This window comes from Polaromonas sp. CF318 (assembly GCF_000282655.1).
Lineage (GTDB): Bacteria > Pseudomonadota > Gammaproteobacteria > Burkholderiales > Burkholderiaceae_C > Polaromonas.
On record NZ_AKIV01000047.1, the window covers coordinates 45670 to 65692 of the forward strand.

18 protein-coding genes are annotated in these 20023 nt (G+C 64.3%); 15 read left to right on the forward strand and 3 right to left on the reverse strand.

Features of this window, described 5'->3' with window-relative positions; genetic code table 11:
• Positions 1 to 18 precede the first annotated feature (18 nt).
• Together rnr and PMI15_RS07965 are read left to right on the forward strand one after the other, a co-directional pair.
• Complete coding sequence (gene rnr, locus PMI15_RS07960) at positions 19 to 2331, forward strand: ribonuclease R (protein WP_086003824.1); 2313 nt, start codon at positions 19 to 21, stop codon at positions 2329 to 2331.
• A gap of 61 nt (positions 2332 to 2392) precedes the next feature.
• Positions 2393 to 2950 (forward strand): YggT family protein, encoded by a 558-nt coding sequence (locus tag PMI15_RS07965; RefSeq protein WP_007866371.1) that lies wholly within the window; start codon positions 2393 to 2395, stop codon positions 2948 to 2950.
• A 12-nt stretch (positions 2951 to 2962) separates the two neighbouring features.
• Here PMI15_RS07965 and PMI15_RS07970 read toward each other — a convergent pair whose 3' ends face one another.
• From PMI15_RS07970 to PMI15_RS07980, 3 genes are all read right to left on the reverse strand, one after another.
• On the reverse strand, positions 2963 to 4456 hold the full coding sequence (locus PMI15_RS07970; protein WP_007866372.1) for a bifunctional ADP-dependent NAD(P)H-hydrate dehydratase/NAD(P)H-hydrate epimerase: 1494 nt from the start codon (positions 4454 to 4456) through the stop codon (positions 2963 to 2965).
• A 72-nt stretch (positions 4457 to 4528) separates the two neighbouring features.
• Positions 4529 to 5788 (reverse strand): D-amino acid dehydrogenase, encoded by a 1260-nt coding sequence (locus tag PMI15_RS07975; protein WP_007866380.1) that lies wholly within the window; start codon positions 5786 to 5788, stop codon positions 4529 to 4531.
• 122 nt (positions 5789 to 5910) lie between these two features.
• Positions 5911 to 7263 (reverse strand): amidase, encoded by a 1353-nt coding sequence (locus PMI15_RS07980; RefSeq protein ID WP_007866393.1) that lies wholly within the window; start codon positions 7261 to 7263, stop codon positions 5911 to 5913.
• A 169-nt stretch (positions 7264 to 7432) separates the two neighbouring features.
• On the opposite strand from PMI15_RS07980, the gene rpsB reads away from it, so the two are divergent.
• The 13 genes from rpsB (at position 7433) to lpxA (ending at position 20019) form a co-directional block, all read left to right on the forward strand.
• A complete protein-coding gene (rpsB, locus tag PMI15_RS07985; RefSeq protein WP_007866397.1) occupies positions 7433 to 8185 on the forward strand; it encodes a 30S ribosomal protein S2 in 753 nt (250 codons plus the stop codon).
• A gap of 126 nt (positions 8186 to 8311) precedes the next feature.
• Positions 8312 to 9226 carry a translation elongation factor Ts gene (gene tsf, locus PMI15_RS07990; RefSeq protein ID WP_007866399.1) on the forward strand — a complete coding sequence of 305 codons (915 nt, stop codon included), beginning with the start codon at positions 8312 to 8314 and terminating at the stop codon, positions 9224 to 9226.
• A gap of 63 nt (positions 9227 to 9289) precedes the next feature.
• Positions 9290 to 10000, forward strand: a complete 711-nt coding sequence (gene pyrH, locus PMI15_RS07995; RefSeq protein WP_036838012.1) for a UMP kinase — start codon at positions 9290 to 9292, stop codon at positions 9998 to 10000.
• A 48-nt stretch (positions 10001 to 10048) separates the two neighbouring features.
• Positions 10049 to 10609: a ribosome recycling factor gene (gene frr, locus PMI15_RS08000; protein ID WP_007866405.1), complete on the forward strand. Its 561-nt coding sequence runs from the start codon at positions 10049 to 10051 to the stop codon at positions 10607 to 10609.
• A gap of 27 nt (positions 10610 to 10636) precedes the next feature.
• The gene (uppS, locus tag PMI15_RS08005; RefSeq protein WP_007866408.1) at positions 10637 to 11377 is read left to right on the forward strand and encodes a polyprenyl diphosphate synthase; all 741 of its coding nucleotides are present in this window, start codon (positions 10637 to 10639) and stop codon (positions 11375 to 11377) included.
• The gene (locus tag PMI15_RS08010) at positions 11377 to 12237 is read left to right on the forward strand and encodes a phosphatidate cytidylyltransferase (protein ID WP_007866411.1); all 861 of its coding nucleotides are present in this window, start codon (positions 11377 to 11379) and stop codon (positions 12235 to 12237) included. Before uppS ends, PMI15_RS08010 begins: the two co-directional genes overlap by 1 nt.
• A gap of 7 nt (positions 12238 to 12244) precedes the next feature.
• Complete coding sequence (gene ispC / locus PMI15_RS08015) at positions 12245 to 13432, forward strand: 1-deoxy-D-xylulose-5-phosphate reductoisomerase (protein ID WP_007866414.1); 1188 nt, start codon at positions 12245 to 12247, stop codon at positions 13430 to 13432.
• A gap of 1 nt (position 13433) precedes the next feature.
• Positions 13434 to 14810 carry an RIP metalloprotease RseP gene (gene rseP, locus PMI15_RS08020; protein ID WP_007866419.1) on the forward strand — a complete coding sequence of 459 codons (1377 nt, stop codon included), beginning with the start codon at positions 13434 to 13436 and terminating at the stop codon, positions 14808 to 14810.
• A 13-nt stretch (positions 14811 to 14823) separates the two neighbouring features.
• Entirely contained in the window at positions 14824 to 17121 is a 2298-nt protein-coding gene (bamA, locus tag PMI15_RS08025) for an outer membrane protein assembly factor BamA (RefSeq protein ID WP_007866422.1), read from the forward strand.
• A complete protein-coding gene (locus PMI15_RS08030; RefSeq protein WP_007866425.1) occupies positions 17121 to 17627 on the forward strand; it encodes an OmpH family outer membrane protein in 507 nt (168 codons plus the stop codon). Before bamA ends, PMI15_RS08030 begins: the two co-directional genes overlap by 1 nt.
• 49 nt (positions 17628 to 17676) lie before the next feature.
• The gene (gene lpxD, locus PMI15_RS08035) at positions 17677 to 18738 is read left to right on the forward strand and encodes a UDP-3-O-(3-hydroxymyristoyl)glucosamine N-acyltransferase (RefSeq protein ID WP_007866428.1); all 1062 of its coding nucleotides are present in this window, start codon (positions 17677 to 17679) and stop codon (positions 18736 to 18738) included.
• Positions 18735 to 19175 carry a 3-hydroxyacyl-ACP dehydratase FabZ gene (gene fabZ, locus PMI15_RS08040; RefSeq protein ID WP_007866435.1) on the forward strand — a complete coding sequence of 147 codons (441 nt, stop codon included), beginning with the start codon at positions 18735 to 18737 and terminating at the stop codon, positions 19173 to 19175. The genes lpxD and fabZ overlap by 4 nt, the downstream gene beginning before the upstream one ends.
• A gap of 31 nt (positions 19176 to 19206) precedes the next feature.
• Positions 19207 to 20019, forward strand: coding sequence for an acyl-ACP--UDP-N-acetylglucosamine O-acyltransferase (gene lpxA / locus PMI15_RS08045; RefSeq protein ID WP_007866438.1), 813 nt, complete (start codon positions 19207 to 19209; stop codon positions 20017 to 20019).
• Positions 20020 to 20023: the final 4 nt, after the last annotated feature.

A 20023-nucleotide genomic window follows, 5' to 3' on the forward strand; every position in this document is an offset into this window, starting at 1 on the left:
TCCGCCCATTCCTCCGGTCTGCTCGCTGAATTCGAGGGCACCGTTTCCGGCCACCGCGACGGCCATGGTTTCGTATTGCGGGACGACGGCGAGGCCGATATTTACCTGCCGCCCAATGAAATGCGCGCGGTGCTGCACAAGGACCGCGTCAAGGCGCGCATCGTGCGGCACGACCGCAAAAACCGGCCCGAAGGCCGCGTGACCGAGATCATCGAGCGCTCCTCCAACCCCATCATCGGCCGCCTGTTGCAGGAAAGCGGCGTCTGGCTGGTCGCGCCCGAAGACAAGCGCTACGGCCAGGACGTGCTGATCCCCAAGGGCGCCACGGGTACGGCCAAGTCCGGCCAGGTGGTGGTGGTGCAGCTCACCGAGCCGCCGGCGCTGTTCGGCCAGCCCGTGGGCCGCGTCAAGGAAGTGCTGGGCGAGATCGACGACCCCGGTATGGAAATCGAAATCGCGGTGCGCAAATACGGCGTGCCGCATGAGTTCAGCGACGAGGCGCTGGCCCTGGCCCGCGCCTTGCCGGACGCCGTGCGGCCGGCCGACAAAAAGCACCGCATCGACCTGACCGATGTGCCGCTGGTCACCATTGACGGCGAAGATGCCCGCGACTTTGACGATGCTGTGTATTGCGAGCCGGCCAAGGTCGGCCGCGGCAAGGGCTGGCGCCTGCTGGTGGCGATTGCCGACGTGAGCCACTATGTGGAAACCGGCAGCGCCATCGACATCGACGCCTACGACCGCGCCACCAGCGTGTACTTCCCGCGTCGTGTGATCCCCATGCTTCCGGAGAAACTCTCCAACGGCCTGTGCTCGCTCAACCCCAACGTTGAGCGCCTGTGCATGGTCTGCGACATGCTGGTCAATGCCAAGGGCGAGGTCCATGCCTACCAGTTTTACCCGGCGGTGATGTTCAGCCAGGCGCGCTTCACCTACACCGAAGTCGCCGCCATCCTGGCCAACACGCGGGGCCCGGAAGCCGCGCAGCGCAAGGCGCTGGTGCCGCACTTGCTGGACCTGCACGACGTTTACCAGGCCTTGCTCAAGGAGCGCGGCACGCGCGGGGCGGTGGACTTCGAAACCACCGAAACGCAAATCGTCTGCGATGAAGCGGGGCGCATTGAAAAAATCGTGCCCCGTACCCGCAACGTGGCCCACCGTCTGATCGAGGAGGCCATGCTGGCCGCCAACGTCTGCTCGGCCGACTTCATCTCGCAGAGCAAGCACGTGGGCCTGTACCGTGTGCACGAGGGGCCGACGCCCGAGAAGAAGGAGATGCTGCGCAACTACCTGAAAGCGGCCGGCATCGGCATGACCATCAGCGACGACCCGGAGCCCGGCGAGTTCCAGCGCATCGCGCTGGCCACCAAGGACAGGCCGGACGCGCAGCAAATCCACTCCATGCTGCTGCGTTCCATGCAGCAGGCCATCTACACGCCCATGAACAGCGGCCACTTCGGCCTGGCTTACGAGGCTTACACGCACTTCACCAGTCCGATCCGGCGCTACCCCGATTTGCTGGTGCACCGTGTCATCAAGGCGGTGCTGAACAAGGCCAAATACCAGTTGCCGACCCTGCCCACGCCGGGCGAGGCCGAGGCCAAGCTGTCCAAGCGGCTGGCCTCACGCGTCAAGGAGCCTACGCAGAAACCCAAAAAAGCCAGCGCCGACGAACTTGCCTGGCAGGCCGCCGGCCTGCATTGCAGTGCCAACGAACGCCGCGCCGACGAAGCCAGCCGCGACGTCGAAGCCTGGCTCAAGTGCAAGTACATGCGCGAACACCTGGGCGAGGAGTTCGGCGGCGTCGTCACCGCGGCCACCGGTTTCGGCATCTTCGTCACGCTGGACGCGATGTATGTCGAGGGCCTCGTGCACATCACCGAGCTGGGCGGCGAATACTTCCGTTTCGATGAAGCCCGCCAGGAACTGCGCGGCGAGCGCACCGGCATCCGCTACGCCATTGGCACGCGGGTCAGGGTGCAGGTCAGCCGGGTGGACCTGGACGGCCGCAAGATCGACTTCCGGCTGGTGAACGAAGGCCAGGACCTGGTCGGCCGCGCCATGAAAGACAAGACCGGCGGCCATGCCACGGAGTTGCCGGCCCAAGAGCGCGGCGCCGCGCGCCATGCCGCGGAACCCCGGACCGGCAAAGCCGGCAAAAAGACGGCCGGCAAGCACACGGAAACCCGCTCCGGCAGCCGCGGCGGCAGTTCGGGCCGCAGCGCCGGCAGCGAGCGCACGCCCAAGTCACCCATCCAGGCACTGAAGGCCGCCGTCAAGAAGGCCGCCGGCAGCGCCGGGCGCAAACAGGGCAAGAAGCCCCGCCGCTAGGAACCCAGGAAAGAGCCATGGACTGTTTTCTTCATCTTTTCTCTCCCGGGGCGCGCCGCGCATGCTGATCCGCATCCTGTCGTTTCTACTTGAAACCATTTTCTTCCTGCTGATTGCCGCAGCGCTGCTGCGCGCCTGGATGAACTGGGTCCGGGTCAACATGAGCGCCCAGCCGGGCAGCTTTGTCATGGCCCTGACCGACTGGCTGGTCAAGCCGCTGCGCCGGGCATTGCCCAGGTCGCTGGCGCAGTCGCGGGTGGACTGGGCCAGTGTGATCGCCGCCGCCGTGCTGGCGCTGGCCTATGCCTTGTTGTGGGCCCTGCTGTTTGGCCTGCTGCTGGGCGCGCTCCAATTGGCGCCCCTGGTCATGCTGACGCTGCTGTCCTTCGCGCTGAAGATGCTGGTGCGTGTGGCGCTGCAAACCCTGTTCGTCCTGGTGCTGGGTTTTGCCATCCTTTCCTGGATACAGCCCGGCTCGCCGGCCTACGTTTTGCTGGGCCGCCTGACCGAGCCGGTGCTGGCGCCGCTGCGCCGGGTGATCCCTGCCATAGGTGGGGTCGACATCTCGGCGCTGGTGCTGATCGTGCTGCTGCAGATCGCCTTGATGGTCCTGGTCTAGTGGTCTAGCGATCTAGGCGTTGGCCAGCGCCGACGCCGTCAGCACCTGCCCGTCGGTGGGCCATTCGTCGGCGAGATGCCCGTGCTCAAACACGGCACCGCACGCCGCTTCAAAAGCCTCCAATCCTCCGGCCATGCGGGCCCCCAGCATGCCGGCCAGCACGTCGCCCGTGCCCGCCGTGGCCAGCAGGGCATTGCCGCTGCTGTTGATGGCGCTGGACTGTCCAGGCGCGGCGATGACAGTTCCCGAACCCTTGAGCACCACGACGCACTGAAAGCGTTCTGCCAACTGGCGGGCGTAAACCAGTCGGTCGGCCTGCACCTCTTTGGCGCGGGTCCCGGCCAGCCGGGCGGCTTCGAGCGGATGGGGCGTGAGCACCGTCGCGTAGCCGCGATGGCTTCGGGCCGCGAGCTGGGTCTGCAGCTGTGTGTCCCCGGCGATGGCATTGAGCGCGTCCGCGTCCAGCACCAGCCGGGGCGCCGCCGATAGCACCTTGGGCAGCACGGCGCGCACGGCATCACCGCCGCCGCAGCCGCACACCACCACCTGCCGTGCCAGATCCAGGGCTTCAGGTGCGCGGAACATCAATTCGGGCTGTTGGGGGTCCGTGCCGAGCACCGGGCTGCCGAGCAGCGCCACATACACCCGGCCCGCGCCCGCATGCAGCGCGGTCCGTGCGGCCAGCAGCGCGGCGCCCGCCATATGGCTGCGGCTGGTGGATTCCCCGCCCAGTATCGCTACGTCGCCAAAGCTGCCCTTGTGGCTGGCATGCGGATTGGCATGCCTGGGCACGCGCGAAGCCCGGTCGGCGCCCAGCAGCCAGGCATCGGGCGCTGGCGCGCCGGCGGTTGCCGTGCCAAGGTCGTCAAACCACACCTGGCCCGCGCAGTCGCGGCCGCTCGCGGTGAAGAGGCCCGGTTTCAGGGTTAGGAGGCTGAGGGTAAAAACCTCCGGGGCTGCGGCAAACCCAGTGGTGAAGGCGCCGGTGTCGGCGTCCAGGCCGGTCGGCATGTCCACTGCGAGCCGCGGCGCGGCGCTGGCCTGCATGCGCGCCAGCCACTCCAGCATCAGGGCCGTGCCCGGCCGGGCCGGGTCCAGCGTGCCGCCTATGCCCAGTAGCGCGTCTATGCAGAAATCGAAGTCCTCGGGTGGCTGCGCGGCCATGGGCACGCCGGCGGCCAAAGCCCGTTCGCGCGAGGCTTGGGCGTCGGGCGGCTGGCCGGTTTTTCCGGGCGGCAGGCCGGTCCAGGTCAGGGTCACGTTTTTGCCCCAGCGGTGCAGGTGCATGGCGGCCTCGAAGCCGTCGCCGCCGTTGTTGCCGGGGCCACAGGCGATCCAGATGCGCCGCGCGTGCGGCGCCAGGGCCAGCGCCAGGCGTGCGACCGCCAGGCCGGCCCGCTGCATCAGCGTGTGCGGCGGCAAGCCGGCGGCGGCGAGGCGTTCAAGTTCGCGGGTGGCCGCCACGCCGTGAAGCGGCTCGCTATGGGCGCTGGAAATTTTTCGCATGGCCCGATTGTGCGGCCGCGGGCGAAAAAAAGCCCGGCGGACCGGGCTTTGGGAAGTCGCAAAGGACCGGGCTCAAGCCAGGCGTGCGACGCCCAGGCCTTCCATGTCGATGTCGGTGTTTTTGCCGGCCATGAGATCGGCCAGCGCCCGCGCGCTGCCGCAGCTGAGCGCCCAGCCGCTGGAGCCATGGCCCAGGTTGAGCCAGAGCCCGGGGATGCCGCTGTCGCCGATGATGGGCGGCCCGTCGGGCAGCATAGGCCTGGCGCCTTTCCATTCCTGCACGCTGGAGCCGGTGTTGGAGAGCTGGGCCGCGCCGGGAAACCAGTCGTGCAGAACCTTGTAAAGGGTTTGCAGCGAGGCGGCGCGCTTGTTGTCCAGTGAGCCGCCGATTTCGGCGCTGCCGGCCACGCGCACGCGGTTGCCCATGCGCGAAATCGCGACCTTGTAGCGTTCATCCATGAGCGCGCTGCGCGGCGCGTTCAGGGGTTCGCGAATCGGCGCGCTGATGGAGTAGCCGTAGACCGCGGCCATCGGGATCTTCAGGCCCAACGGCCGCAAGAGCTGCACCGAGGTCAGACCCGCGCACATGACCACCCGGTCGAAGCCGCGCGGCGTGCTTTCACCGGCGATGACCAGGCTGGCGGGCTGCGCCTGCTCCAGCCGCGCGACCGTGGTGTTGAATTCAAAATTCACGCCCAGGCGCTGGGCCTCGTTTTTCAACAGCAGCGCGAACTGCCGGCAGTTGGCCACCTCGTCGTTGGGCAGGTGCACGGCACCCAGGAAGGGCGTGTCGGGGTTCAGCGCCGGCTCGATCTTGAGGACTTCCTCGGGGCTGATTTCCTTGAAGGTTACGCCCGCGTCGCGCAGCACCGCCAGGCCGGGCTGCACCAGCTTGCTGTCTTTTTCGGAACGCAGCAACACCATGTAGCCGGGGCTGCCGTCGTATTCGAGCTGCAGCTCGGCCGTCAGGTGGTGCAGCCTTTCGCGGCTGTAAAAAGCCAGCCGCTGCATACGCGCGCGGTTGGCCAGGTAGGTGTCCAGCTTGCAGGCGCGAAACCACTGCCACATCCATGCGAGTTCGCCGGCCGACAGCGGCAAGCCGAGCTTGACCGGGGCGTGGCGGCTGAACAGGTGGCTGAGGACCTTGCGCGGCATGCCGGGCGCGGCCCAGGGTGTGACGTAGCCGGGAGCGACCAGGCCGGCGTTGGCAAAGCTGGTTTCCTCGGCCGCCGCGCCGCGGCGTTCGAACACCGTGACCTCGTGGCCGTCCAGTGCCAGTTCGTAGGCGGTGGTGATGCCGATGATGCCGGCGCCAATGACGGCGATCCTCATGCGAAAACTCCGCGGCGGCGTGGCGTGGATGCGGGGCGTTTGGGACGGGAAATTTTGTGGTGCATTGTTTTTTTTATGGATGAGCAGGCCGCGAGCCCGGTGGGAAGAGGGGTTTGCGGCGGTTATTGTTGTAGCGACTGTGCCAGAGCGGCTTCCACTTGCAGGGCCAGGTCCAGCATCGTGTCGTCATGCAGGGCCGCGTGCCACAACATCAGGCCCACGGGCAACTGGCCGGGCGCGTGGCAGGGTAGGGAAATCGCGCAACCGTCGAGCATGTTAACCACCGAGGTGTTGCGCAGCAAAAGGCCGTTGACCCTGAAAAACTCGGTGTCGTCATTGAGCAAACCGGCGATGGGCGGCGCGACCAGGGGCACGGTGGGCGACAGCACGGCGTCAAAGCCGTCCAGGCGCGCTTCCATGCGGGCTATCCAGTCCTTGCGCGCCGCCAGCAGGTCGATGTAGTCGGCCGCGCTCATGCCGGCGCCGCGCAGTATGCGCAGCGCGACACGCGGGTCGTAGCCGGCCTGGCGCTCGGCGATCAGCTTGCGGTGCCAGGCGTAGCTTTCGGCCGCCGACAGGCCGCCGGTGGCGTTGATGGCCGTCAGCTCGGTGATTTCCCCGAGCGGGATCTCCACGATCTTCGCGCCGGCCTCGCGCAAGACCTGCAGGCTGCGTTCAAAGGCCTGGGCCACCGTGCGGCTCAAGGCGTCCTGCATCAGCGTGCCGGCCACGGCCAGGCGGTATCCGGACAGGGGTTTGCCGGTCAGCTCGACCCGGCGTGCCGCCAGTACCTCGTGCACGGTGACGGCATCGCGCACCGAGCGCGTCAGGGCGCTCACGGTGTCCAGGCTGGTCGACAGCGGCAGGGCGCCTGCGGTCGGCACCAGGCGCGCCGTGCTTTTGAAGCCGACGATGCCGCACAGTGCCGCGGGAATGCGGATGGAGCCGCCCGTGTCCGAGCCCAGGCCCACCAAGGCCGCGCCTGTGGCCACCGACACCGCCGCACCTGAGGACGAACCGCCCGGGATACGCGCCGTGGCCGGGTCGGCCGGGTTGGCGGGTGTTCCGTAATGCGGGTTGATGCCTACCCCCGAAAAGGCGAATTCGACCATATTGGTGCGGCCCACCAGCGCCGCGCCGGCGGCCCTGAGCCTGGCCACCGCGGGGCAGTCGGCCTGGGCCGGGGCGGCCTGCGCCAGCACTTTGGAGCCGGCGGCGGTGACCTGGCCGGCTACGTCGAACAAATCCTTGACGGATACCGGAATCCCGGCAAGTGCCAGCCCGATATCACCGGACGGGGCGTTTTTCAGCGTTTCAGCCGGGTTTGCCGGCGAACCTGGCATGAAAACATGGCGGCAGGCCTCGCTTTGCGCGGCCAGGGCGGCTTGCGCCAGGATGTCCGGGGCTTGCACATGGCCCGCCTGGAGTGCCTGGCGGACGGCATGGAGGTCGCCGGAAAAGGGGGGCTGACTCATGGGGTGGGAGGGGGCTCAGGAGAGGAGGGCGGGAGGATGTTATACTCGACAGGCTTTGCAAATGACGATTTTGTTGTTTGCAATGCAAATCGCAAATCAGCCACCCAAGGTGTTGTCCCGACAAGGGCGATAAGCGCTGATTTTAGACACAACCTTTTGGAGTATTTTTATGTCGACCACTATGCGCGAAATGCTGGAAGCAGGCGTTCATTTCGGACACCAGACCCGCTTCTGGGACCCCAAGATGGCCCCTTACATCTTCGGCCATCGCAACCGTATTCACATCATCAACCTGGAAAAATCGCTGCCGATGTACCAGGAGGCGATGAAGTTCGCCAAGCAGCTGTCCGCCAACCGCGGCACCATCCTGATGGTGGGCACCAAGCGCCAGGCCCGCGAAATCGTCGCCACGGAGGCCAAGCGCGCCGGCGTTCCCTACGTTGACCAGCGCTGGCTGGGCGGCATGCTGACCAACTTCAAGACGGTCAAGACCTCGATCAAGCGCCTGAAAGAGATGAAGGCCCAGCAGGAAGCCGGCCTCGACTCCATCAGCAAAAAAGAACAGCTGACCTTCAAGCGCGAGATCGAAAAGCTTGAGAAGGACATCGGCGGCATCCAGGACATGAACGCCCTGCCGGACGCCATCTTCGTGATCGACGTGGGCTTCCACAAAATCGCGATCCTGGAAGCCAAGAAGCTCGGCATCCCCCTGATCGGCGTGGTTGACTCCAACCACTCGCCCATCGGCATCGATTACGTGATCCCCGGCAACGATGACTCCTCCAAGGCCGTGGCGCTGTATGCACGTGGCATCGCCGACGCGATCCTGGAAGGCCGCGCCAACGCCGTGAACGACGTTGTCAAGGCAGTTTCCGCCGAGAGCTCGGATGAGTTCGTGGAAGTGGACAACGCAGCCGCCTGATAGTTTTCGGCGCTGCGCCAGACGCGAAAAAGGGGCTCGCGTAGCCCCTTTTTCACAACTCAAGCATCAAGAAGGGGCGGGCCCTGTCGGCCCACCTCTGTGAACACGACAAAACGGAGAATCAAAATGGCAATTACTGCAAGCATGGTCGCTGAACTGCGCGCCAAGACCGACGCCCCAATGATGGAGTGCAAGAAGGCACTGACCGAGGCCGAAGGCAATTTCGAAAAAGCCGAAGAAATCCTGCGCGTCAAGCTCGGCAGCAAGGCCGGCAAGGCCGCTTCCCGCGTCACCGCCGAAGGTGTGGTGGCTGCGCACCGCGAAGGCGATGTGGGCGCGCTGGTTGAAGTCAATTGCGAAACCGACTTCGTGACCAAGAACGACAGCTTCCTGGCATTCACCAAAGGTGTCGTCGAAGGCATCGTCAAGAACAACCCGGCCGACGTGGAAGCCGTGGGCGCCATGCCCCTGTCGCTGGACGGTTTCGGTCCCACGGTCGAAGACGTGCGCAAGGGCCTGATCGGCAAGATCGGCGAAAACATGAGCGTGCGCCGTTTCAAGCGTTTTACCGGCAGCAAGCTGGCTTCTTACCTGCACGGCACGCGCATCGGCGTGGTGGTGGAGTTTGAAGGCGACGAAGCCGCCGCCAAGGACGTTGCCATGCACGTGGCCGCGATGAAGCCCGTGTCGCTGTCCAGCGCCGAAGTTCCCGCCGAACTGGTCGCCAAAGAGCGCTCGGTGGCCGCTGCCAAGGCCGCTGAAGATGCCGCCAAGGCCCAGGCCGAAGGCAAGCCCGTGCAGTCCGCTGAAATTGTTGCAAAGCGTATCGAAGGCGGCGTGCAAAAGTACCTGAAGGAAGTCAGCCTGTACAACCAGACTTTCGTCAAGAACGACAAGCAGACCGTCGAGCAGATGCTCAAGGAAAAAGCGACCACGATCAAGTCCTTCACGCTGTACGTGGTGGGCGAAGGCATCGAGAAGAAGGTCGACGATTTCGCCGCCGAAGTCGCCGCCCAGGTTGCAGCCGCCAAGGCCGCCTAAGCACTCAGCCTAGCCGGAAGGCCGCTAAACTCCCCTTCACTTCAACCACAGAAAGCCCCTCACATGCCAGCCTACAAGCGAATCTTGTTAAAACTGTCAGGTGAGGCCTTGATGGGGGACGATGCCTTCGGCATCAACCGCGCCACCATTGTGCGCATGGTGGAGGAGATCGCCGAGGTCACCCGCATGGGTGTCGAGGTGGCGGTGGTGATTGGCGGCGGCAATATTTTCCGCGGCGTGGCGGGCGGCTCGGTCGGCATGGACCGCGCCACCGCCGACTACATGGGCATGCTGGCTACCGTGATGAATGCCCTCGCTTTGGGTGACACCATGGACAAGGCCGGCCTCATCGCCCGCGTGATGTCGGCCATCGGCATTGAGCGTGTGGTCGAACCCTATGTCCGCCCCAAGGCCTTGCAGTACCTCGAAGAGGGCAAGGTCGTTATTTTCGCGGCCGGCACCGGCAATCCTTTTTTCACCACCGACACGGCGGCAGCGCTGCGAGGCGCCGAGATAGGCGCCGAGATCGTGCTCAAGGCCACCAAGGTCGATGGTGTGTACACTGCGGACCCCAAGAAAGACCCGAAGGCCACGCGCTACACCAACATCACGTTTGATGAAGCCATGGGAAAAAACCTCGAGGTCATGGATGCCACCGCCTTCGCGCTGTGCCGCGACCAGAAGCTGCCCATCAAGGTGTTCAGCATCTTCAAGCACGGTGCGCTCAAGCGCGTGGTACAGGGAGAAGACGAAGGAACACTGGTTCACGTCTGAGCTTTCAGGGCTTGCTTTTTTTCGCCATAAAAATCCGGAGATCCGACCATGAGCATTGCTGACGTCAAGCAGCTGGCAGAGCAAAAAATGCTGCAGTCCATCGACTCGTTCAAGAACGGCCTGACCAAGATCCGCACCGGCCGCGCCAACCCCGGCCTGCTCGACACCGTGCATGTCGACTACTACGGCTCCATGGTGCCGATCAGCCAGGTTGCCAACGTGTCGCTGCTCGACGCGCGCACCATCAGCGTCTCGCCCTGGGAAAAGGGCATGGGTGCCAAGATTGAAAAAGCCATCCGCGATTCCGACCTTGGGCTCAACCCGGCGGCGCAGGGCGACCTGATCCGTGTCCCCATGCCGCCGATGACCGAAGAGCGCCGCAAGGAGCTCACCAAGGTCGTGCGTTCCGAGGGCGAGCACGCCAAGGTCGCGATTCGCAACCTGCGCCGCGACGCCAACGACGGCATCAAGAAACTGGTCAAGGAAAAGCTCGCGTCCGAGGACGACGAGCGCCGCGCCCAGGACGACATCCAGAAGTTCACTGACCGTTTCATTGCCGAAGTCGACAAACTGGTCGCCGGCAAGGAACAAGACATCATGGCGGTTTGACGCTTCAGCGTCTGGCCTGAATTGTCCATGGCCACCACCTCCCATCCGGTCCCGCGCCACATTGCCATCGTCATGGACGGCAATGGCCGTTGGGCGACCAAGCGGTTTCTGCCCCGCATCGCGGGCCACAAGCAGGGCGTTGACTCGCTGAGCCGCTGCGTGCGCGCCTGCCTGGAGCGCGGCATCGGCGTGCTGACGGTGTTCGCGTTTTCATCGGAAAACTGGAACCGGCCCTCCGAAGAGGTGTCGGGCCTGATGGAGCTGCTGGCCCTGTCACTGGCCAAGGAAGTGCCCAGCCTCAATGAAAACGGCGTGCAGTTGCACTTCATCGGGGACCGTGAGCGGCTCTCCGAGAAGGTCAGGGCCGGCCTGGCAAAGGCCGAACTGGACACTTCGGCCAACAGCCGGCTGGTTTTGAATGTCTGCTTCAACTACGGCGGCCGCTGGGACATCGCGCAGGCCGCGCAGAAGCTGGCCAGCCGCGGCGAGGCCATCACCGAGCTGTCGCTGGACCGGGCGATGGCGATGGCGCACGTGCCCGACCCGGACTTGTTGATACGCACGGGCGGCGAGCTGCGCATCAGCAACTTCCTGCTGTGGCAGGCGGCCTATTCGGAGCTGCATTTTTCCGACAAGCTCTGGCCCGAGTTCGACGAGGCGGCGCTCGATGAGGCAATTGCCGTTTTTCGCACCCGCGAACGGCGCTTTGGCCAGACCTCCGCGCAGGTCAGTGGCCAGGGCGACAACCACAATGCAAAGGCGGCTTGATGCTTAAACAGCGTGTCATCACGGCGATCGTCCTGCTGGCCATCCTGTTGCCCGCACTTTTTTACTCGACCCCCCAGCCTTTTTGCGCCGTGGCGCTGTTGCTGATCGCGGCGGGTGCCTGGGAGTGGGGCCGGCTTAACGGCTATGGGCAGGGCGTTTCGCTGGGGCTGGGGCTTGTGAGCGTGGTGGCCTGCGCGCTGTCCTGGTATGCCGGCCTGCTGGATCAATCCCTGCCCATGCTCTGGGCCGCCGCCGGCGCGGTGTGGGTGCTGGCCGGTGGCTGGCTGCTGCGCAATGGCGTGGCCGGCTGGCCGCGCATTCCCAAGGGGCTGCGTCTGGCGGCAGGGCTGGCTGCGCTGTGGCTGGCCTGGCTGGCCGTCGCCCAGGCGCGTGTCGCCGGCATCAATTTCCTGCTGTCCGTGCTGCTGCTGGTCTGGGTGGCGGATATTTTTGCCTATTTCGCGGGCCGTACCTTCGGCGGTCACTTCAGCAAGGGCAAGCTGGCGCCTTCCATCAGCCCCGGCAAAAGCTGGGAAGGCGTGTGGGGCGGCATGGCTGGCGTGGTCGCGCTGTCGCTCGCCTGGGTTTATGCGAGCGCCGCCGCAGGTGGCGCCGGTTTTTGGGGCGAGGCCACGCTTTACAGCAGGCTGGTGGCCAGCCACGGCCTGGTGGTCATGCTTTTGGCGGTCGTTTTCCTGGCGGCCATGAGTGTGGTGGGCGACCTCGTCGAATCGCTGATCAAGCGCAGCGCGGGTGTCAAGGACTCCAGCGGCCTGCTGCCCGGCCACGGCGGGGTGCTGGACCGTGTCGACGCCCTGTTGCCCACGCTACCCCTGGCAATGATGCTGGTCACCCTTTAAGTCCGGTATGTCCTTCAGCAAGCAGCGCATCACCGTTCTGGGCTCCACCGGGTCCATAGGCGTTAACACGCTGGACGTGATCGCGCGCCATCCCGAGCGTTTTGAAGTGTTCGCGCTTAGCGCGGCGACCCAGGTCGACCTGATGCTGGGCCAGTGTGTCCAGTTCAAGCCGCGCTATGCCGTGATGGCGAGTGAGCCGCATGCCCGCCAGTTGGCCGACAAGGTCAAGGCCCACCAATTGCCTGTGCAGGTGCTGTCGGCGCCCGACGCGCTGGAGATGATTGCCTCGCACGAATCGGTGGATACCGTGATGGCGGCTATCGTGGGTGCGGCGGGCCTGGCGCCTTGCATGGCGGCGGCCCGCACGGGCAAACGCCTGCTGCTGGCCAACAAGGAAGCGCTCGTGGTGGGCGGCGAGGTCTTCATGCAGGCGGTACGCGCCGGCGGTGCCAAGCTGCTGCCCATCGACAGCGAGCACTCGGCCATCTTCCAGTCCTTGCCCGAAGACGCCGCGACCTGGGGCGACCGTGTCGAAAAAATCATCCTGACCGCCTCCGGCGGTCCCTTCCGCACCCGCGATGCCGCCAGCCTGCGCCATGTCACGCCCGACGAGGCCTGCGCCCACCCGAACTGGGTGATGGGCCGGAAAATCTCGGTCGACTCGGCCACCATGATGAACAAAGCCCTGGAGGTGATCGAAGCGAAGTACCTGTTCGGCCTGACGCCGGAACAGATCGAGGTGGTGATCCATCCCCAGAGCATCATCCATTCCATGGTCCAGTACCGCGACACCTCGGTGGTGGCGCAGCTCGGAACGCCCGACATGCGGGTTCCCATCGCCTACGGCCTGGCCTGGCCGGACCGGGTGGTGTCGGGGGCCAAGGCCCTGGATTTCAGATCGCTGGCCACCATGACCTTCGAAGTGCCCGATGACGCGCGCTTCCCGGGGCTGCCGCTGGCCTGGGAGGTGCTGAACGGGCCCGTGGGCAGCACCGCCGTGCTCAATGCCGCCAACGAGGTCGCCGTCGCCGCCTTTCTTGAAAAACGCATACGTTTTGACCATATTCACCATGTAAATCACGCAACTTTGGAGGCGCTGGCGCCCTCAGAGGTAAGTGATATTGAAGGCCTGCTCGGTCTGGATGGGCAGGCTCGCCGCCTTGCCCTTCGCATTGCCGGACAACTGGAGCCCTGACATGCTGACCCTGGTTTCTTTCGTTGTGACGCTGGGAATCCTGATCGCTGTGCACGAATATGGCCACTACCGTGTGGCCGTGGCCTGCGGCATCAAGGTCCTTAAATTTTCGATCGGATTCGGCAAGCCGATTTACAGCTGGAAGCTCAAAAACAAATCCACCGAGTTCTCCATCGGCATGCTGCCCCTGGGCGGTTACGTCAAGATGCTGGACGAGCGCGAGGCGCCCGTCGATCCGGGCGAGCGCCACCTGGCCTTCAACACCCAGCCGCTGAAATCGCGTGCCGCCGTGGTGGCGGCAGGCCCGGCGGCCAACCTGCTGCTGGCCATGCTGCTGTATGCCATCCTCAACTGGAGCGGCCTGCAGGAGCCCAAAGCCATCCTCGCCGGCCCCGTGGCCGGATCGCTCGCGGAAAAAGCCGGCCTGCGCGGCCAGGAAACCGTGGCGCAGGCGGCTTTTGAAGGTGATGAACTCCAGGACGTCCGCTCTTTTGAGGACCTGCGCTGGCGCCTGACCCAGGGCGCACTCGACGGCCGTGACCTCACGCTGGTGCTGGGCGCGGGCACCGCGGGCGCCGGGCAGACGGTGCGTCTGCCGCTGAGCAGCCTGGGCGCTCCCGAAGCCGATGCCCAGCTGTTCCGCAAAATCGGCATCCTGGGGCCCTGGACCCGTCCCGTGATCGGGGATGTGATGCCCGGGGGGGCGGCCGCAAAGTCCGGCCTGCATGCCGGCGATGTGGTGGTGCGCATTGGCGATACAGCCATCGTCGACGGCCAGCATTTGCGTGAAACCATACGGACCTCGGTCCCGGCTTCCAGCGCGGGCGGGGCTGCGGTGGCGCCCCAAAATTGGCAGGTCGTTCGTGCCGGCCAGACTCTGGCACTGCAGGTCACCCCGGAGCTCAAGACCGTGAACGGGACGGTGGTGCCCCGTATCGACGCCTATGTGGGGACCACGCCCGAACTCGTGACGGTGCGCTACGGCTTCGTCGACGGCTTGTGGCAAGGCGCTGCCCGTACCTGGCAGGTGTCCGCGCTCACGCTGCGCATGATGGGGAAAATGCTGACCGGCCAGGCCTCGCTCAAAAACCTCAGCGGGCCGCTCACGATTGCCGACTACGCGGGCAAGTCGGCCAGCCTGGGCTGGAGCTATTACCTGACCTTCCTGGCCCTGATCAGCGTGAGTCTTGGTGTCCTGAATTTACTCCCGCTGCCGGTTCTGGATGGGGGGCACCTGATGTATTATCTTTGGGAGGGGATCACTGGCCGAGGCGTGTCTGACGCCTGGATGGACCGGTTGCAGCGCGGTGGCGTTGCGATCCTGCTGGGCATGATGTGTGTTGCCCTGTTTAACGATGTCACCCGGCTCTTGGGCTAATTCCATACATTTCATGCAAAAACAAATAAATCGCTTCAAAGTTCGCGCAGTTTGCGCCATAGCCGCCGGTCTTTTTGCAGCCAGCACCGCCTGGGCGGTTGACCCTTTCACGGTGCGCGACATTCGGGTTGAGGGTTTGCAGCGCGTGGAGCCTGGAACCATTTTTGCATCGCTTCCCTTTCGTGTCGGTGAAACTTACAACGATGACAAGGGCTCGACCGCCATTCGCGCGCTGTTCGGCCTGGGGTTGTTCAAGGACGTAAGACTGGAAGTCAGCGGCGACGTGCTGGTGGTGATTGTTGAAGAGCGTCCCACCGTCGCCGACGTGGATTTCGTCGGAACCAAGGAATTCGACAAGGAAGCGCTGAAAAAAGCGCTGCGCGAAGCGGGCGTCGCCGACGGGCAGCCTTTCGACAAGGCGCTTGCCGACAAGGCCGAGCAGGAACTCAAGCGCCAGTACATCAACAAGAGCCTGTACGGCGTCGAAGTGATCACCACCGTCACGCCGATCGAGCGCAACCGCGTCAACCTGACCTTCAGCGTCGTTGAGGGCGAGGTCGCGAAGATCAAGGAAATCCACGTCACCGGCAACAAGGCGTTCAGCGAATCGACGCTGCTGGACCTGTTTGACCTGGACACCGGCGGCTGGCTGAGCTGGTACACCAAGTCCGACCGCTACTCGCGCACCAAGCTCAATGCCGACATCGAGACGCTGCGCTCCTACTACCTGTCGCGCGGCTACCTGGAGTTCAAGGTCGAGTCCACCCAGGTCGCGATCTCCCCGGACAAACAAAGCATTGCCATCACCGTCAATGTGAGCGAAGGCGAGCGTTTTGTGGTGTCGGGCGTCAAGCTCGAAGGCAACTACCTCAACAAGGAAGAAGAGTTCAAGACCCTGGTGAAGATTGAACCGGGCGAGCCCTACAACGCCGACCAGGTGGCCGAAACCACCAAGGCCTTCACCGACTATTTCGGCACCTTCGGATTTGCGTTTGCGCGCGTCGAGGCCGTGCCCGAGATTGACCGCAGCAACAACCGTGTGGCCTTTGTGATCCAGGCGGATCCTTCCCGCCGTGCCTATGTGCGCCGCGTGAATGTGGCCGGCAACAACCGCACGCGCGACGAAGTCGTGCGCCGCGAGTTCCGCCAGTTCGAGTCGTCCTGGTACGACGGCGACAAAATCCGCCTTTCGCGCGACCGCGTGGACCGCCTGGGTTACTTCACCGACGTCAACATAGACACGCAGGAAGTGCCCGGCACCCAGGACCAGGTCGACGTGACGATGACCGTGACGGAAAAACCCACCGGCAACCTGCAGCTCGGCGCGGGTTATTCCAGCGCGGACAGCGTGTCCCTGCTGTTCGGCATCAAGCAGGAAAACGTTTTCGGCTCGGGCAACTACCTGGGTATTGAGCTCAATACCAGCAAGTCCAACCGCCAGCTGGTGCTGAGCACCATAGATCCGTATTTCACCGCCGACGGCATTTCGCGCACCATCGACGTTTACGACCGCACCTCCAAGCCGCTTTCCGGCCAGGGCGGAGATTACAGCCTGAAAACCCGCGGCGCCAGCATTCGTTTCGGGGTGCCGTTCACCGAGAACGACACCGTCTATTTCGGCAGTGGTTACGAGCAACTGACCATTGTTCCCGGCACCAACCTGCCGGCCAGCTACCTGACCTATGCCAATCAATTTGGCTACAAAAGCGACTCGATTCCCCTGACGGTGGGCTGGTCCCGCGACAGCCGGGACAGCTCCCTGGTTCCCACCATGGGCCGCTACCAACGCGTGTACGGCGACTGGGGTGTCGCCGGGGACATCAAGTTCGTGCGGGCCAATTACCAGATCCAGCAGTACATTCCGCTGAACAAGCAGTTCACCGTCGCCCTGAACGGCGAGTTCGGCTGGGGCAAGGGACTGAACGGCCAACCCTATCCGCTGTTCAAGAACTATTACTCGGGCGGCCTCGGATCGGTGCGCGGTTTCGAACAGGGCTCCCTGGGCCCGCGCGACGCGTCCGACCTGGCCGTTGGCGGACCGAAAAAACTGACCCTGAACGCCGAACTGATAGCGCCATTCCCGGGCGCCGGCAATGACAGGACCTTGCGTTTGTACGGTTTTATCGACGCCGGCAACGTGTTCGGGGAAAAAGAGCAATACAAGCTGAATGACCTGCGTGTCTCAACCGGCGTCGGCATCAGCTGGATTTCCCCATTGGGGCCTTTGCGGATCGCCATTGCCACGCCCCTGCGTAAAAAGCCAGGCGATAGAATAGAGCGGTTGCAATTCCAAATTGGTACATCTTTCTAATGAAGCATCTTTCACACAAAATTTTCCTCGGCCTTGTTGTCGCATTGGCGGGCTTCTCCGCGAGTGCGCAGGAGTTCAAGGTCGGTGTCGTCAATCTGGACCGGATTTTCCGCGAAGCCAATTCCGCCAAAGCCGCCCAGACCAAGCTCGAGCAGGAATTCAGCAAGCGTGAAAAAGAGCTGAACGACCTGGCCAACCAGCTCAAGACGCTGTCCGACAAGTTTGAGCGTGAGGCGCCCACGCTGGCCGAAAGCCAGCGCAACACGCGGCAAAAGCAGCTGGTGGACCAGGACCGGGATTTCCAGCGCAAGCGCCGCGAGTTCCAGGAAGACCTGAACACCCGTAAAAACGAAGAACTCCAGCAGGTGATTGAGCGCGCCAACAAGGTCGTGAAAACCCTGGCCGAAACCGAAAAGTACGACCTGATCCTTCAGGAATCGGTCTACGTCAACCCCAAACACGACATCACCGACAAGGTGATCAAGGCGCTGAACGCCGCCCGTTGATGGCGGGGGTGTTCAGCACGACCTCCATCGTCAAAACGGCAGGCGCAGTGTGACACTCCGTCTTGCCGACATCGCCCAGTTCCTCGCCGGCCTCAATGCCGAATTGATCGGCGACCCAGGCTTGCAAATTGAGCGGCTCTCCACCCTGGAAGCCGCCGGGCCCCAGGACCTGAGCTTCCTCAGCCATCCTAAATACCTGGCCAAGCTGGCGCAATCCGCTGCCGCCTGCGTCATCGTTGCGCCTGCCGCGCGGCAGGCTGCCGTAGCCCGGGGCGCCTGCGTCGTGGTGGACGACCCCTATCACGCTTTCGCGCTGGTCACCCAGCTCTGGAAGCAGCGGCATGCCCCGCAGGCCGTGCCGCAGATTCACCCCAGTGCCTTTATTGATCCCACGGCTTCGCTGGCCCCCGGCGTGTCGGTGGGGGCGTTTGCCTGCGTAGGGGAGGGCGCGGTCATAGGCGAGGGGGCCCGCATCGCCGAGCACTGCGTCATCGGCCGGGGCGCGCAGGTCGGAGCCGGCAGCCGTCTGTCGGCACGCGTCACTTTGGCGGACGGTTGCCGCATGGGAGCGCGCTGCATTGTGCATCCGGGCGCGGTGATAGGCGCCGACGGTTTCGGTTTTGCTTTGCACCAGGGGCAATGGGTCAAGATAGAGCAACTGGGCGGCGTGCTGATAGGCGATGACGTGGAAATCGGGGCCAACACCTGCATAGACCGCGGCGCCCTGCAGGACACCATCCTCGAAGACGGCGTCAAGCTCGACAACCTGGTCCAGATCGGCCACAACGTGCGGGTGGGCAAGCACACCGCCATGGCCGGCTGCGCCGGCGTCGCGGGTAGCGCCACCATAGGCGCCCACTGCACGGTGGGCGGCGGGGCCATCGTGCTGGGCCACCTGAGCCTGGCCGACCATGTGCATGTGTCGGCCGCGTCCGTTGTGACGCGGTCCATCCTCAAGCCCGGAAATTACACCGGGCTCTTTCCCATCGACGACAATGCTGTCTGGGAAAAAAATGCCGCGACGCTCAAGCAACTGCACACGCTGCGCGAGCGCCTGCGGCTGGCTGAAAAAGCCATTCTGAACTCAGGACACATTGAAGAAAAATCATGATGGATATCCACCAAATTCTCAAGCAGCTTCCGCACCGCTATCCCATCCTGCTGGTGGACCGCGTACTCGAAATTGAAAAAGGCAAAAGCATCAAGGCGCTCAAGAACGTCACGATCAACGAGCCGTTTTTTATGGGCCATTTCCCGCATCACCCGGTCATGCCCGGCGTGCTGATGCTCGAAGCCATGGCACAGGCCGCCGCCTTGCTGGCTTTTGAAACCCTGGGCGTGACGCCCGACGACAAGACGGTTTATTACTTCGCGGGTATAGACGGCGCGCGCTTCAAGCGACCCGTCGAGCCCGGTGACCAACTGATCATGGACGTCACGCTGGACCGCATGAAAGCCGGTATCTTCAAGTTCAAGGGCGTGACCCGCGTCGGTGACACCGTCGCCTGCGAGGCTGAATTGATGTGCACCATGCGCACCATCGCGTGAGTTGGGCCGTGACCATCCAGGCGAGCGCGACATGACAGCATCCCCTCAGGCGCCGGGCATACACGCCACGGCCATCGTGGACCCGCAAGCCCAGCTTCATGAGTCGGTGAGCGTCGGGCCCTACACCGTCATCGGGCCGCACGTGAAGATAGGCGCGGGCACCACGGTCGGCGCGCACTGCGTCATCGAAGGCCACACCACCATAGGCCGCGACAACCGGATTTTCCAGTTCAATTCGCTGGGCGCGATTCCGCAGGATAAAAAGTACGCGGGCGAGCCCTGCGAGCTGGTCATAGGCGACCGCAACACGATCCGCGAGTTCTGCACCTTCAACATCGGCTCGCCGGGCGACACCGGCGTGACGCGCGTGGGCAACGACAACTGGCTCATGGCCTATGTGCACCTGGCGCATGACTGCTCGGTCGGCAACAACACCATTTTTGCCAACAACTCCCAGCTGGCCGGCCATGTGCATGTGGGCGACTGGGTGATCCTGGGCGGGTTCACGGTGGTCCATCAGTTTGTCAGGCTGGGCGCACATAGCATGACGGCCATGTGCTCGTTGCTGTTCGCCGACCTGCCGCCTTTTGTCATGGTGCAGGGCCAGCCCGCCGAGGCGCGGTCCATGAATTTCGAGGGCTTGCGCCGGCGTGGTTTTTCGCCCGACCGTATTTCCGCCGTCAAGGCCATGCACAAGGCCTTGTACCGTGACGACCTCACATTGGAGCAGGCGCGCGCTCGCATTGCCGAGCTGACCGGGAAGCATCCGGACGCGGCGCCCGATGTGCAGATGATGCTCTCCTTCCTGGAGCAAACCTCGCCGCAACGCGGCATCGTCCGGTAAGGCC

Bases quoted from the DNA above. Each gene is read 5' to 3' on its own strand.
- pyrH (WP_036838012.1), top strand. From the start codon at position 9,290: ATGCCAGCCTACAAGCGAATCTTGTTAAAACTGTCAGGTGAGGCCTTG.
- PMI15_RS07975 (WP_007866380.1), bottom strand. From the start codon at position 5,788: ATGAGGATCGCCGTCATTGGCGCCGGCATCATCGGCATCACCACCGCC.
- tsf (WP_007866399.1), top strand. From the start codon at position 8,312: ATGGCAATTACTGCAAGCATGGTCGCTGAACTGCGCGCCAAGACCGAC.
- rpsB (WP_007866397.1), top strand. From the start codon at position 7,433: ATGTCGACCACTATGCGCGAAATGCTGGAAGCAGGCGTTCATTTCGGA.
- ispC (WP_007866414.1), top strand. From the start codon at position 12,245: ATGTCCTTCAGCAAGCAGCGCATCACCGTTCTGGGCTCCACCGGGTCC.
- rseP (WP_007866419.1), top strand. From the start codon at position 13,434: ATGCTGACCCTGGTTTCTTTCGTTGTGACGCTGGGAATCCTGATCGCT.
- PMI15_RS08010 (WP_007866411.1), top strand. From the start codon at position 11,377: ATGCTTAAACAGCGTGTCATCACGGCGATCGTCCTGCTGGCCATCCTG.
- PMI15_RS07980 (WP_007866393.1), bottom strand. From the start codon at position 7,263: ATGAGTCAGCCCCCCTTTTCCGGCGACCTCCATGCCGTCCGCCAGGCA.
- lpxA (WP_007866438.1), top strand. From the start codon at position 19,207: ATGACAGCATCCCCTCAGGCGCCGGGCATACACGCCACGGCCATCGTG.
- frr (WP_007866405.1), top strand. From the start codon at position 10,049: ATGAGCATTGCTGACGTCAAGCAGCTGGCAGAGCAAAAAATGCTGCAG.
- bamA (WP_007866422.1), top strand. From the start codon at position 14,824: ATGCAAAAACAAATAAATCGCTTCAAAGTTCGCGCAGTTTGCGCCATA.
- uppS (WP_007866408.1), top strand. From the start codon at position 10,637: ATGGCCACCACCTCCCATCCGGTCCCGCGCCACATTGCCATCGTCATG.
- PMI15_RS07970 (WP_007866372.1), bottom strand. From the start codon at position 4,456: ATGCGAAAAATTTCCAGCGCCCATAGCGAGCCGCTTCACGGCGTGGCG.
- PMI15_RS07965 (WP_007866371.1), top strand. From the start codon at position 2,393: ATGCTGATCCGCATCCTGTCGTTTCTACTTGAAACCATTTTCTTCCTG.
- fabZ (WP_007866435.1), top strand. From the start codon at position 18,735: ATGATGGATATCCACCAAATTCTCAAGCAGCTTCCGCACCGCTATCCC.
- PMI15_RS08030 (WP_007866425.1), top strand. From the start codon at position 17,121: ATGAAGCATCTTTCACACAAAATTTTCCTCGGCCTTGTTGTCGCATTG.